Here is a 12,590-nt window from a genome sequence, read left to right on the forward strand (position 1 = left end):
ACTCCTCCCTTATTTTTGTTTCAATGCCCCTCTCGCATTCGTCGCCGCAAAGACAATCATGAGTACACTCATCGTTCCTGCCACTGCGAGTCCAGCCGATAGAGCACCCCAGTCAATCTCCGGTTGGGTCAAGACGGCCCGCATCCCTTCAAAAATGTACGTGGTCGGATTGAATGTCGCCGCCACTTTCAACCACTCTGCCTCAATCAATTCTTTCGGAACGAACGTCGTCGATAGGAAAATGAGAGGGAAGAACAACAGCGTACCCGCCTGCGCCGCTTGTGCATTCCGTGTCTTTAACGCGACGCCTACCGAATAGCCCGCAAATCCAAGGCCGAACCCGATGGCGAGTAATACCGTGAAGAAAAAGCCGACCGCCCCGACCGGAATCGTGAGGCCGAGTAAAAACGCGACCGCAAAGATAAGTAGCGTTTGGACAAGTAACTGCAGCATCCCCGCAATCATTGGTCCGAGCACGATCGCGGTCCGGGTCGCGGGAGTCAATAATAACCTCGCAAAATACCCACTCTCGATATCACGGACAAGCGCTTGTCCGGTCCCCCCTGCCCCACCGACCGCACCCGAAACGATTGATACCGGTAAGATGAAGTTCAAGTAGTCACTTCCTTCGAACTGAGGAAGGGACGCCACGCTCGACAGTCCGCTCGTATACACGAGTAAAAAGAAGACAGAGATGATCAAGTTCGGAATAAATGAAAACGGATTTCGGATCGTCGTGACTAAACTCCGCTTCGTAAATAACCACGTCTCAGTCCACACGAAGCTCGCCCCCTTCATAAGATTCGCCCGTCACTTGTAAGAATACGTCATCAAGCGACGGTTGTTTCACCGTCAAACGTTCAGGTTGTAGCCCTTGTTCATCTAACGCCCGAACGATTTCGGTCAGCGTCACATCACGCAGTTCGAACGATACATGGTTCCCGTTCGCCGTGGTCTGAAAGTGTGTCGCGGCAGTCGTCGCATCTGACTCGTTCGAGAAATCCATCGCAATCGCCTCACCACCGACGAGTTGTTTTAGCTCTTCGGCCGTTCCTTCACTGACGATCTTTCCGTGATTGATGATCGCAATCCGGTCAGCCAATTCATCCGCTTCTTCTAAGTATTGGGTCGTCAAAAAAATCGTGGTTCCAAACTCTTGGTTCAGTCTTCGCACTTCATTCCATATTTCAATCCGACTTGCCGGGTCGAGACCCGTCGTCGGCTCATCTAAAAACAACACGGTCGGGCGATGGACGAGCGTAAGGGCTAAGTCAAGACGTCGCCGCATTCCACCTGAATACGTTCCACTCCGTCGATCTGCGGCATCTGTCAGAGACACGACTTCTAACAACTCATCCGCACGACGACGCGCCTCCTCGTTTGACATCTTAAACAATCGCCCTTGTAAGACGAGCAACTCACGCCCCGTCAGCACTTTATCGATCCCGGTTTCCTGTAAAGCGACCCCAATCGACAGGCGGACGTCTTTTTCTTGTTTGACGACATCGAATCCGTTGACTCGCGCCACTCCGGATGTCGGACGCACGAGCGTCGTCAACATTTGCACCGTCGTCGATTTACCGGCGCCATTCGGTCCTAAAAACGCAAAAATTTCTCCTTCTTTCACGGAGAACGAAACATCATTCACTGCCGGAACATCTTTAAATGTCTTCACGAGTCCTTCCACTTCGATCATCATACCCACCTCCTGACTACCCATTCCCGTTTTCACCACAAAAAAGTCGCGGACGTTTACTCATCCGCGACTCCATGTTATTCAGGTTTCATGACCATTTTCGGTTTTTTCGTGAGGGAATGATTCCCTTCTACGAAGCGTACAGTACCAGACTTGGCACGCATGACAACGGAATGTGTCTGCCCACCTTGCGACGTGAATTGGACGCCACGTAACAATTCACCGTCCGTGACACCTGTCGCCGCAAAGATACAATCCTCACCCTTTACTAAATCATTGAGGAGAAGAATCCGATCCGTGTCTTCGATACCCATGTCATGGCAACGTTGTTTTTGTGCCTCGTCTTCCGGGAGCAAGCGTCCTTGGAAGTCTCCACCGAGACACTTCATCGCGACAGCGGCGATGACGCCCTCAGGTGCACCACCTGAACCGAGTAGCAAGTCGACACCCGTTTTCGGGAAGGCCGTGTTGATTGCTGCCGCCACATCCCCGTCTGGAATCAACTTGATTCGCGCTCCAGTCGCCCGGACCCGCTGAATGATTTCTTTGTGTCGGTCCCGATGTAAGATCGTCACAACGACATCTTCCACGTTTTTCTTCTTCGCCTTCGCCACAATCTCGATGTTCTCTTCAATCGAGTTGTCGAGACTGACGAGACCAGCCGCTTCCGGTCCGACTGCGATTTTTTCCATATACATGTCCGGTGCATGAAGAAGGTCTCCCGCATCGGCGACTGCGAGAACGGCAAGCGCTCCCCACGTTCCGGTTGCGACGATGTTCGTTCCTTCTAACGGGTCGACCGCGACATCGAGACGTGAGCCATAGCCGTTCCCGACCTTTTCTCCGATGTAGAGCATCGGGGCCTCGTCCATTTCACCTTCTCCGATGACGACAATCCCCTTCATCGGAATCGTGTCAAAGACGTCACGCATTGCCGTCGTCGCTGCATCATCTGCCTCGACCTTCAAACCGCGACCCATCCAACGGGCTGAAGCAAGTGCCGCTGCTTCTGTGACCCGGACCAGTTCCATCGATAAACTTCGTTCCACCCGAAATCTCCCCTTTTATGCCTCGGTGTGATCTTCCACCCAAACGAGCGCACCGAGCTGTTTTAATTTGCCGACAAAGTCGACGTATGAATCATTCAACCGTTCTGCATGAAGTAACGTCGATTCTCCAGACGCCTGAAGTGCTGATAAAACGAGTGCCGCGGCACTTCGCGCATCTGTGCATTCCATTTCTGCGTTCGCAAGTTGATTTCCTCCGCGAATGACCGCCGAGGAATCTTCTAGCGTGATTTGCGCGTTCATTCGGCGCATCTCGGCGATGTGTCGGAATCGTTGGGAATACAGCTTGTCCGTGACAATGCTCGTCCCGTCTGCCTTCAACAAAGCCGCTGACATAATCGGCTGTAAGTCACTCGGATATCCCGAATAATGGAACACGCGAATGTCTGTCGGCAAGGATTGATTGGCAGTCACCGCGATTGACTCCTCGCCAACTTCCACCTGTGCACCATAATCCAATAGTTTTTGGATGACCCCTTCAAGGTGAGTCGAAATGACCGGTTGCACCGTCACGCTACCCGAGACCGCGCCGAACATCATGAACGTACCTGCCTCGAGGCGATCCGGGATTAACGTATGGGTACAACCATGTAACCGTTCAACGCCTTTGATACGAATCTCATCGGTACCCGCTCCACTCACGTGTGCGCCCATCGATGTGAGCATCGTTGCCACATCGACGACTTCAGGGTCACAGGCCGCATTCTCGATGACCGTCGTCCCTTTCGCCAAGACCGCTGCAAGCATCGCACTCACGGTTGCCCCGAACGACCGTAAGTCTAAGTAAATCCGATTCCCGACAAGTTCTTCGACCCGGACATGATAGAGACCAGATTCATTCTCGACATGAATGCCGAGACGTTCCAACGCTTTCAAGTGCAAATCAATCGGTCGTGGACCAATCGCATATCCTCCAGGTAGCCCGACCGCCCCTTTTCCGAATCGAGCGGCGAAGACACCGAGTAAATACACAGCGGCACGGACTTTCCGCGTCTCCGAACCGAGGAGAGGCATAGCGACAGCTTCATTCGAATGAATGGTCATCCGTTCGCCCTCACGCTCGACCCGAACCCCTAACTCTCTCAACAAGTTGACCATCACTTCTACATCTTCAATCATCGGAACGTTTTCAATCGTCACCGACTCTTCTGTAAGAAGTGCAGCCACAAGACAAGGGAGGGCGCTTTGTTTCGCTCCGCTAATTTCAACGGTTCCTTCTAATTTTTGCTGCCCAACGATATGGAGAATTTCCACGCTGATCAAAACCTTTCTACGACGGACTTATTTGGATTGAGCGTTGTTCCAATCCGCTAAAAACTGCTCAATGCCTTTGTCTGTGAGCGGATGTTTCATCATCTGTTCGATGACTTTGTAAGGGACTGTCGCAATGTCAGCCCCGAGGAGTGCGGCTTTCGTCGCGTGAACCGGATGACGTACCGATGCCGCGATGATTTCTGTCTCGATGCCATGAATCGCAAAGATGTTGGCAATCGTCTCGATGAGTTCGAGTCCATCTTGACCGATGTCATCTAAACGGCCGATGAATGGAGAAACGTATGAAGCGCCGGCGCGCGCCGCGAGCAATGCTTGGTTCGCGTTAAAGATGAGCGTCACGTTCGTTTTGATCCCGAGCTCTTTAAACTGCTTGACCGCTTCCATCCCCGCTGGTGTCATCGGTACCTTTACCGTAATATTCGGCGCAATGGCAGCAAGTTCCTTTCCTTCTTCCACCATACCCTCTGCATCGAGTGCAATAACTTCCGCGCTGACCGAGAGATCCCCGACGATCTCACAGATTTCACGAAGTCTTGTATGAAAGTCGACACCTTCTTTAGCGACGAGCGACGGATTCGTCGTCACGCCCCCGATGACGCCCATTTGGTGAGCTTGTTTGATGTCTTGCACATTTGCTGTGTCAATGAAAAAACGCATATGTGTCTCCTCCTCAATTTGTGATCGCTTACAACCTCTATTATGAGGAAAGAACAGGTGAATTACTACACCCTTTGTCAGATTCAGAGCCTGATGACAGTTGAACATACAAAAAGTCGGTCCTCATAGAGAACCGACTTGATCAAACAGGATTATGCTTGGTTGCTAGAACCAAACTCACGCATTTTGCCAGTTACGACGTTGTAGATCGCTTCGATCCCAGGTCCGATAACTTTACGTGGGTCATATACTTTCGAGTCAGCGTCAAGCTTCTCACGTACTGCACGAGTCCACTCTTGTTGGCACTCAGTGTTGACGTTGATTTTGCTGTGTCCGAGCTCGATTGCTTTTTTAACTTGGTGCTCAGGAATTCCTGATCCGCCATGAAGAACGAGTGGAGTTTGTGTCGCTTTCGCGATTTCTTCCATCTCTTTGAAGCCAAGCTTCGGCTCACCTTGGTATGGTCCGTGTACAGAACCGAGTGCTGCAGCAAGTGCATCCACTTTCGCTTCTTTAACAACACGTACACATTCTTCGAGGTCAGCGTATTGTACGCCACCGATGACGCCGTCTTCTTCGCCGCCAACTGTACCGACTTCTGCCTCAACAGAAGCGCCTTTAGCGTGCGCGTACTCGACAACTTGTTTCGTCATTTCAACGTTTTCGTCGATCGGGTGGTGTGAACCGTCGATCATGACTGATGTGAATCCAGCGTCGATCGCTGCTTTACACTTGTCGAATGAAGAACCGTGGTCAAGGTGGATTGCAACTGGAACAGTGATGTTGTAGTCGTGCATGAGACCTTCAACCATTTTGACAACTGTTGTGAAGCCACCCATGTACTTCGCTGCACCTTCTGATACACCGAGGATTACTGGTGATTTCTCGTCTTCCGCAGCGCGAAGAATCGCTTGCGTCCACTCGAGGTTGTTGATGTTGAATTGGCCTACTGCATACTTGCCTTCGAATGCTTTGTTAAGCATTTCTGTCATTGATACTAATGGCATAATGACATCCTCCTGTCTGTTCGCTATTATACACGTTTGGGAAAAGTTCCCCCGTGCAATTCGTTCCCATTATAACACACCGTAAAACATGTGCCTATGCTATTCGGGCATAGAAATGGCTTAGCGCAAGCGTTTACATATGTCATCTTGGTGACGAAATGTCAAATTTTCAAGACTTCCTTCACTTTTTCAATCATTCCGTATATATCAAACGGCTTTTCAAATTGTGCAGTGATTCCGAGACGACGCACCTCGTCAATCACCGTTTCTTCTCCGAACGCCGTCATGATCATGACAGGTGTCTCTAGTTCTTGTTCTCTCATCCGACGCAACACTTCGTGACCGAACATACGGGGCATGTTCATATCAAGAAGTACTAAATCGTATTGCTCTCGCTCTAAAAACTCCCAGGCTTTGATGCCGTCTTGCGCCGTGTCCACGTCAACCCCCATGTTTGTGAACACTTGGGCGAGCATCGTACGAATTCCGTCCTGGTCATCTGCAATCAACATCCGTGACATGCATGTCCCTTCTTTCATTCATCGTTTTCCATAATCAAACAATTTAACCATACCAAACTCGTCTCTTTTTCGCGATGCCTATCTTTTGAAATCAAGGGAACGATGACTCGGTATCTTCTTGCTGTTCTTCTTTCAATTGTGCAGGGACTTCTAGCGCACCCACGCGTTCATAATCGGTCACTTCAGGAGCTTCCTCTTTGACATACACTTTCAGAAAGTCTCCCTCTGCTAATAATGAAGGAGTCGCAATGGCGAGCGGTCGCTTCTTCCCATCTTCATCGTAGCCGATGAGATCGTACCGATATCCGTTAGATGTCTGTGTCGCCACTTCTGGGCTCGGGACTTTGACGTAATACACATCGGCTAACAGACGATCCAGATTGACATAGCGCCAGCCTACTATGAATAGAACGCCGATTAATAAGACGGCGATGAGCTTTCGTTTCATAAACAGTTCTCCTTCAACGTAAGAGTGACTACTTATGAGATATACCGTTATTCTGAAGTCATGAAACCATTCCACAAAAAGAGGTTCATCCTGTTCAGAATGAACCTCTCGTGTGACACATTAGATTTTAAGATTCTACAGGCACTGGGATAACTGCGATTTCAATCTCTTTCTCGATTTCTTCGCGTTCCTCTTTCAAACGCTCATCTGACCATTTGAAGACATCGGCCATGCAGCGAAGGACACCGTCTTTATATTGACGGACGAAGTCGATATCGAAGAACATTGCGCCTGTCCGGCGAATCAAGAAGTCGATGGCACGAACGACTGATTCTTCTTCGATTCCGTAAACCAATTGCGCGTAGACGATTTCAGGAAGGTCATATGCGTTCGCGTCCATACGTTCGATGACACGATCGATATTCGATCCGTATAGACGAACAAGTTCTTCCGCATGGTTTTCGTCTAAGCCATGATTTTGAAGTTCTTTTGTTTTCTTCTCAAGGAAGTCTTTGAAGCCTTTCGAACCACCGACGTGACCACCTGACATCGGCATATGTTTCGTCCGGCTAGCCAAGTAAACGACACCGTCTTCTTCTTTCAACAGTTTTGCGACGAGGTCGACGACCGTTTCCGACATCTTGCGATACCCTGTCAATTTACCGCCGGCAATCGTGATCAAGCCGCTGTCTGACTGCCAAATTTCGTCCTTACGTGAAATTTCAGAAGGGTCTTTTCCTTCTTCGTAAATCAACGGACGAATACCTGCCCAGCTTGATTCCACATCATCCGCTGTGACATTGACGTCTGGGAACATATAGTGAATGGCTTCTAAAATATAATCGCGGTCTTCCGTCGTCATTCGTGGATGCGCTTTGTTTTTATCGAAGAACGTATCCGTCGTTCCGACGTATGCTTTGTTTCCGCGTGGAATCGCAAAGACCATGCGACCGTCCGGTGTATCGAAATAGATCGCTTGTTTGAGCGGGAATTTCGACTGGTCGATCACCAAGTGAATTCCTTTTGTCAGGCGAAGTTGCTTCCCTTTTTTCGAGTTATCTTCTTCTCGTAACTCATCGACCCATGGACCGGTCGCGTTGATGATTTTCTTCGCATAGACATCATACGTCGACCCGTCAATCTGATCTTCGACGTGTACACCGGCCACTTTGCCGTTTTCGTAAATCAATCCGGTCACTTTGGCGTAGTTCATGAGAAGCGCACCATGATTCGCTGCTTCTTTCGCCACTTCAATCGTCAATCGTGCATCATCTGTGCGGTACTCGACGTAGTAACCGCCTCCGACCAGATCATCTTTTTTCACGAGCGGCGCCTTTTTGATGACCTCATCTGGTTTGAGCATCATGCGACGTTCTGCACGTTTTACACCTGCGAGGAAGTCGTACACCATCAGTCCGATTGATGTTGAGAAGGGACCGAACGTACCTCCCTTGTGCATCGGTAAGAGCATTTGTTCCGGTGTCGTGACGTGGGGACCATTCTCATATACAATCGCCCGCTCTTTCCCGACTTCTGCGACGAGCGCCACTTCGAATTGTTTCAAATAGCGGAGCCCCCCGTGAACAAGTTTCGTCGAACGACTTGATGTCCCTGCCGCAAAATCTTGCATCTCGAGGACAGCTGTCTTCATCCCACGCGACGAAGCATCGAGCGCAATCCCCGCTCCGGTAATACCTCCACCGACAACAAGAACGTCATGACGTTCACTCGTCAGTTGCTCATATCGTTTCGCTCGTTCTTTCGCTGAGAAATTTCTGATTTCCATCTTATTCCCTCCTATAGTAAGTACGGTTCAATGAATAGAAAAAGAGACCACAACAAAAACAAGGCTTCCCCTTTCTGTTGTGGTCTCTCTATTGTCTCGAACCGAATATCAACTTTTCTCCTGTATTATACCCTATTCTTTTTAGTTCAATCATCTCTTACGCTTGAGCAACCTGTAATGTGTTCATTCACAAGCATCCGACTCGCATTTTTGAGTCGAGAAGCTTAGACTTCAAGGTATCATGTTGAAGGAGGATTTCAGATGAAACGTATGTTACAACCTTTTCAGTTCAAAAATGACGTCGAAGTACCGAATCGTCTCGTATTGGCACCGATGACACATTACTCATCAGAGCCAACAGGCGAAGTATCCGAGCATGAGCTCGCCTACTATCGGAAGCGGGCGCAAAACGTCGGGCTCGCCATCACGGCTTGCGCGTACGTGACAGAAGACGGGAAAGGGTTCCCGAACGCATTCGGGGTCAATGACGACAAATTCATCCCAGGTCTCCGTCAATTGGCGGAAAGTTTAAAAGCGGAAGGCGCAAAAGCCATCCTTCAAATTTTCCACGCAGGACGGATGTCACCACCTGAACTCGTACCGAACGAACAACCTGTCAGTGCAAGTGCCGTCGCACCTGTCCGAGAAGGCGCCGCTATACCACGTGCCCTCGAGACCGAAGAAGTCGAAGCCATCATCGAGGCGTTCGGTGAAGCGACGCGTCGCGCCATCGAAGCCGGATTTGACGGAGTCGAGATTCATGGGGCGAATACCTACTTGATTCAACAATTCTTCTCTCCGCACTCCAATCGCCGTGAAGATCGCTTCGGCGGTGATGTCCGTGGACGTTTGACGTTCCCGCGCGAAGTCATCCGCCGTGTCAAAGAAGTAGCCGCAGATGCGGAAAACTTCCTCGTCGGCTATCGCTTCTCACCAGAAGAAATTGAAGAGCCAGGCATCACGCTCGACGACACGGATGTGTTACTCGATATGATTTTAGAAGAAAGCGTTGATTATATTCATGCGTCTCTCTGGAATTTCAATACAGCTTCTATGCGTGACGAGAACGTTACGGAGCGTTCGATTGACCGTATTGCTAAACGCATCAATGGTGCCATCCCGCTCATCGGAGTCGGACAACTCCAACGTCCTGCTCAAGTGGAAGATGCACTCGATGTCGTCGATTTTGCCGCGCTCGGTCGTGAGCTCATCATCGACCCAGAATGGCTCGAAAAAGTGAAGACGGACCGTGAAGACGATATCGAGACAGAACTCGATTTGAACAAACAAGCCGAGCTCGCTGTTCCCGCTCCACTCTGGAACGCCATCACGACTCGTGCCGGTTGGTTCCCGATTAAAGATCAAGAAGTAAAATAACGTTTTAGTTCGCGACAGACATTTTACATGTCTGTCATTTTTTATTTTCTGGACACATTTCGGACACATATTCGCCACATTTTTATTTAATTTTCTTCCTAAATTTTATATATTCCACTTTTCACATTTCTCTCACAATTTTAATCTAATATTAACGAGGCGTTGGGTCAGTCGGTTTGATTTTTTTGTTGAAAGGAGCATTCTATCCTAATGGCAGATCAACCAGTAGATTTGAATTCACACCATGAACAACACCGTCAGTATCAAAAACATTCTAAGCAAAAAACGGATGCATTTCGACAACAAAGTCAGGCCATTCAGAAACAAATGCAAGACTCTTCAGAATCAAACGAACGAGCACTTGCTAAAGAAATCGCGGAGCTAAAACAGCTAACGAAACGACATGCTTCTAAATAAGCATTCATCCTCGCTTCTATCCTCAAGAAAAGAAGTGAACCGCTAAATGGAAAATAGAATCCGACAACAATTTTTAACCCATCTCGCTCGAGAGAAAAATCATTTTATAGACCAAAGTTACGTGGAAAATTTTTACGAATTGGATGAGCAAATTATACACGCTCTTCAAAGTAATCAACTTCAATTAGCCAACACATTGTTGGAAACATTAACACTCGACTTATTGAAGCATCCCATGATAGATGAGCATCACGGCCTTCGTCTTTACTTTCGAGGACTCATCTATCATGTGAGTCGCCTTGTTCCTGCCTCCAATTCAAATGTCCAGACATCACTTGCATACACCAGTGCGCTGTTGAAATTGATGGATGAACTTCATACCCCACTCGATTTTGTTTATGCGATCCCTGTCATTACAGAATCATTGGCTACGATGATGTCATTCATTTCCTCACAAGGTTCTTCAGATCCTCGCGTATTGTCTGCCATCCGATTGATTGAAGAGCACTTAACTGACTCTTTTTTATCTCTATCAAGCGTAGCGATAAAAGTCGGATTGTCTAACAATTATTTATCTGTTTTGTTTAAACAAGAGACAGGAGAAACAATTGCAGAACGCATTCGAAGACGTCGAATTGAGGCATCAATGAATGACTTAATTGTGACCTCTTTGCCTATTTGTGAAATTGCTAAGTCGTATTGTTTTTCCTCGTGTACAACATTTATCAGTACATTTAAGACTTACAAAAACATGACTCCCCTTCAATACCGTCAATCACACCATAAGAAAAAACGTTGAGGTTCAGACCCTCAACGTTTTTTCATTCCACTCTTCCCGTAACATGCCCATCCGAATCGAATCGTAGCGCTTTTCATTCACGACACGCACTTGACGGATTCGACCTTCGAGCTGCATCCCTACTTTTTCAGCGACTCGCATCATACGTTCATTTCCGGACCATGTCGTCAAGCCGACACGGACGACAGGTAACGTTTCAAATAGATGTTCGGTCCATAACCGCAGGGCGCGCGTCCCGACACCACGATTCCAGCGGTCAGACTGATGCAAGATGATGCCCATCTCGAGCCACTCTCGTCCGGTATCCTCGAAATAGTAAGAAACGGTCCCGTATACGGTGCCATCCACTTCAATGACCCACATGTCATCTTTTTGGATAAGCGACCGCTCGATTTGTTGAAACGCTTCGTAGGACATCGCCTTGTGTTCGAAGTAAGGGGCGTCCCACTGTTTCCACTCCGGTGTCGCATCCCGGTAAATCAATTCCCATAGTCTTGATAAGTCTTGTTCTGCAATTGGTCGAATGACCACTTCATTGTCTTGTCGCATCTTGTCTTCCTCTCTATAGATTGTTCTTACCTTATTCGTGTGTCCCGTTCGAATCCCCTTTTTTTCGCTTACGCCAAATGAACGCAAGAATCAAGACAATCAAACTTGCCATGACAGAAGCAATCGCAATCGGACTCGAATCGGTCATAAACACTTGTCCGATGGAGACGGAGTAGGCAAGCCCAAACGACGTGACGAGTTTTGCACCGAACGCGATGCCCGCGAAACGCGGGAACGGCACGCGACTGAATCCGGCCGCAAGACAGATGACCTCGTCCGGCAAAATCGGAATGATGAATAAGACGAGCAAAATGCCAAGACCATACTTCTCGACATATCGGTCGTATGTTTTCAACTTCTCTTCCTCAACCCAACGGATGATCCGTTCACGACCGAACCGGGCCAATCCATACATGACAAAGATACCAAGCGTAGTCGAAATACTTCCGACTAAAGCCGCTCGAAACGGTCCGAGCGCTACACTTCCAATCGGCATACTGACCGCTTCCGGGACCGGTAAGGCAATCGGCTGTAAAAAGCTGAATGCCGCGAACACCCAGACCGCCTGTCGTTTATATTGTTCTAATAGACGATCTAATCCGTATGTGTCATAGAGAACAAGTCCGAACGAGACGTAATAGACGAGAACGAAAATCAAAAAGAGAGAAAACGTAATTTTCCACATCTGCTTCAGGATGACGTTCGAGCCGTCCCGAATCGCCCGCAGTAGTCCGACCGAAAGTGCGAGTAAGACAATGCCCGTCCAACCGAGCTGGTACGGTAATAGAAGGGAAGGCAAGACGACGAACGGCAACAGACTGAGCGCCACAAGCCCCAATCCGTATCCAAGATAAATCGAATGTCGTTCTTTCATGAGCCATCACCCTCTCCCCATTCTACTTCTAGTGTACCCAGAAAGTGAAGGGGATGTATCCTGCCAAGGGCACCTTCCCTCTCATGCTTTTGATGTAGAAAAAACCACGATCCGCAA

At 48.8% G+C, this 12,590-nt stretch carries 14 protein-coding genes; 3 read left to right on the forward strand and 11 right to left on the reverse strand.

The window, feature by feature from the left end; genetic code table 11:
* Positions 1 to 9: 9 nt before the first annotated feature.
* The 9 genes from PJK55_RS09355 to PJK55_RS09395 form a co-directional block, all read right to left on the reverse strand.
* Positions 10 to 780, reverse strand: a complete 771-nt coding sequence (locus PJK55_RS09355; RefSeq protein WP_012727390.1) for an ABC transporter permease — start codon at positions 778 to 780, stop codon at positions 10 to 12.
* On the reverse strand, positions 770 to 1,696 hold the full coding sequence (locus PJK55_RS09360) for an ATP-binding cassette domain-containing protein (protein WP_271305585.1): 927 nt from the start codon (positions 1,694 to 1,696) through the stop codon (positions 770 to 772). Before PJK55_RS09360 ends, PJK55_RS09355 begins: the two co-directional genes overlap by 11 nt.
* 77 nt (positions 1,697 to 1,773) lie before the next feature.
* Positions 1,774 to 2,745 (reverse strand): class II fructose-bisphosphatase, encoded by a 972-nt coding sequence (gene glpX / locus PJK55_RS09365; RefSeq protein ID WP_271305586.1) that lies wholly within the window; start codon positions 2,743 to 2,745, stop codon positions 1,774 to 1,776.
* A gap of 15 nt (positions 2,746 to 2,760) precedes the next feature.
* On the reverse strand, positions 2,761 to 4,017 hold the full coding sequence (gene murA / locus PJK55_RS09370) for a UDP-N-acetylglucosamine 1-carboxyvinyltransferase (RefSeq protein ID WP_271305587.1): 1,257 nt from the start codon (positions 4,015 to 4,017) through the stop codon (positions 2,761 to 2,763).
* A gap of 27 nt (positions 4,018 to 4,044) precedes the next feature.
* Positions 4,045 to 4,695 carry a fructose-6-phosphate aldolase gene (fsa, locus tag PJK55_RS09375; protein ID WP_271305588.1) on the reverse strand — a complete coding sequence of 217 codons (651 nt, stop codon included), beginning with the start codon at positions 4,693 to 4,695 and terminating at the stop codon, positions 4,045 to 4,047.
* A gap of 152 nt (positions 4,696 to 4,847) precedes the next feature.
* On the reverse strand, positions 4,848 to 5,702 hold the full coding sequence (gene fba / locus PJK55_RS09380; protein WP_214694578.1) for a class II fructose-1,6-bisphosphate aldolase: 855 nt from the start codon (positions 5,700 to 5,702) through the stop codon (positions 4,848 to 4,850).
* 161 nt (positions 5,703 to 5,863) lie between these two features.
* The gene (locus PJK55_RS09385) at positions 5,864 to 6,223 is read right to left on the reverse strand and encodes a response regulator (RefSeq protein WP_074035830.1); all 360 of its coding nucleotides are present in this window, start codon (positions 6,221 to 6,223) and stop codon (positions 5,864 to 5,866) included.
* A gap of 91 nt (positions 6,224 to 6,314) precedes the next feature.
* Positions 6,315 to 6,671: a DUF1093 domain-containing protein gene (locus PJK55_RS09390; RefSeq protein ID WP_271305589.1), complete on the reverse strand. Its 357-nt coding sequence runs from the start codon at positions 6,669 to 6,671 to the stop codon at positions 6,315 to 6,317.
* Positions 6,672 to 6,798: 127 nt separating this feature from the next.
* Entirely contained in the window at positions 6,799 to 8,457 is a 1,659-nt protein-coding gene (locus PJK55_RS09395; RefSeq protein ID WP_271305590.1) for a glycerol-3-phosphate dehydrogenase/oxidase, read from the reverse strand.
* Positions 8,458 to 8,718: 261 nt separating this feature from the next.
* Here PJK55_RS09395 and PJK55_RS09400 point away from each other — a divergent pair, with 261 nt between their 5' ends.
* From PJK55_RS09400 to PJK55_RS09410, 3 genes are all read left to right on the forward strand, one after another.
* Positions 8,719 to 9,834, forward strand: coding sequence for an NADH-dependent flavin oxidoreductase (locus PJK55_RS09400; protein WP_271305591.1), 1,116 nt, complete (start codon positions 8,719 to 8,721; stop codon positions 9,832 to 9,834).
* Between the two features lie 210 nt (positions 9,835 to 10,044).
* Complete coding sequence (locus PJK55_RS09405; RefSeq protein ID WP_271305592.1) at positions 10,045 to 10,251, forward strand: hypothetical protein; 207 nt, start codon at positions 10,045 to 10,047, stop codon at positions 10,249 to 10,251.
* A gap of 46 nt (positions 10,252 to 10,297) precedes the next feature.
* Positions 10,298 to 11,050: a helix-turn-helix domain-containing protein gene (locus PJK55_RS09410; RefSeq protein WP_271305593.1), complete on the forward strand. Its 753-nt coding sequence runs from the start codon at positions 10,298 to 10,300 to the stop codon at positions 11,048 to 11,050.
* 3 nt (positions 11,051 to 11,053) lie between these two features.
* On the opposite strand, the gene PJK55_RS09415 is transcribed toward PJK55_RS09410, so the two are convergent.
* Together PJK55_RS09415 and PJK55_RS09420 are read right to left on the reverse strand one after the other, a co-directional pair.
* Entirely contained in the window at positions 11,054 to 11,599 is a 546-nt protein-coding gene (locus PJK55_RS09415; RefSeq protein WP_271305594.1) for a GNAT family N-acetyltransferase, read from the reverse strand.
* Positions 11,600 to 11,630: 31 nt separating this feature from the next.
* Positions 11,631 to 12,473, reverse strand: coding sequence for a TVP38/TMEM64 family protein (locus PJK55_RS09420; protein ID WP_271305595.1), 843 nt, complete (start codon positions 12,471 to 12,473; stop codon positions 11,631 to 11,633).
* Positions 12,474 to 12,590: the final 117 nt, after the last annotated feature.

Source organism: Exiguobacterium sp. MMG028, from assembly GCF_027947425.1.
Classification (GTDB): domain Bacteria; phylum Bacillota; class Bacilli; order Exiguobacteriales; family Exiguobacteriaceae; genus Exiguobacterium; species Exiguobacterium aestuarii_A.

Excerpts from the sequence above, each read along its gene's own strand:
- PJK55_RS09360 (WP_271305585.1), bottom strand. The coding sequence starts at position 1,696 with ATGATCGAAGTGGAAGGACTCGTGAAGACATTTAAAGATGTTCCGGCA.
- fsa (WP_271305588.1), bottom strand. The coding sequence starts at position 4,695 with ATGCGTTTTTTCATTGACACAGCAAATGTGCAAGACATCAAACAAGCT.
- fba (WP_214694578.1), bottom strand. The coding sequence starts at position 5,702 with ATGCCATTAGTATCAATGACAGAAATGCTTAACAAAGCATTCGAAGGC.
- PJK55_RS09385 (WP_074035830.1), bottom strand. The coding sequence starts at position 6,223 with ATGTCACGGATGTTGATTGCAGATGACCAGGACGGAATTCGTACGATG.
- PJK55_RS09390 (WP_271305589.1), bottom strand. The coding sequence starts at position 6,671 with ATGAAACGAAAGCTCATCGCCGTCTTATTAATCGGCGTTCTATTCATA.
- PJK55_RS09395 (WP_271305590.1), bottom strand. The coding sequence starts at position 8,457 with ATGGAAATCAGAAATTTCTCAGCGAAAGAACGAGCGAAACGATATGAG.
- PJK55_RS09400 (WP_271305591.1), top strand. The coding sequence starts at position 8,719 with ATGAAACGTATGTTACAACCTTTTCAGTTCAAAAATGACGTCGAAGTA.
- PJK55_RS09405 (WP_271305592.1), top strand. The coding sequence starts at position 10,045 with ATGGCAGATCAACCAGTAGATTTGAATTCACACCATGAACAACACCGT.
- PJK55_RS09410 (WP_271305593.1), top strand. The coding sequence starts at position 10,298 with ATGGAAAATAGAATCCGACAACAATTTTTAACCCATCTCGCTCGAGAG.
- PJK55_RS09415 (WP_271305594.1), bottom strand. The coding sequence starts at position 11,599 with ATGCGACAAGACAATGAAGTGGTCATTCGACCAATTGCAGAACAAGAC.
- PJK55_RS09420 (WP_271305595.1), bottom strand. The coding sequence starts at position 12,473 with ATGAAAGAACGACATTCGATTTATCTTGGATACGGATTGGGGCTTGTG.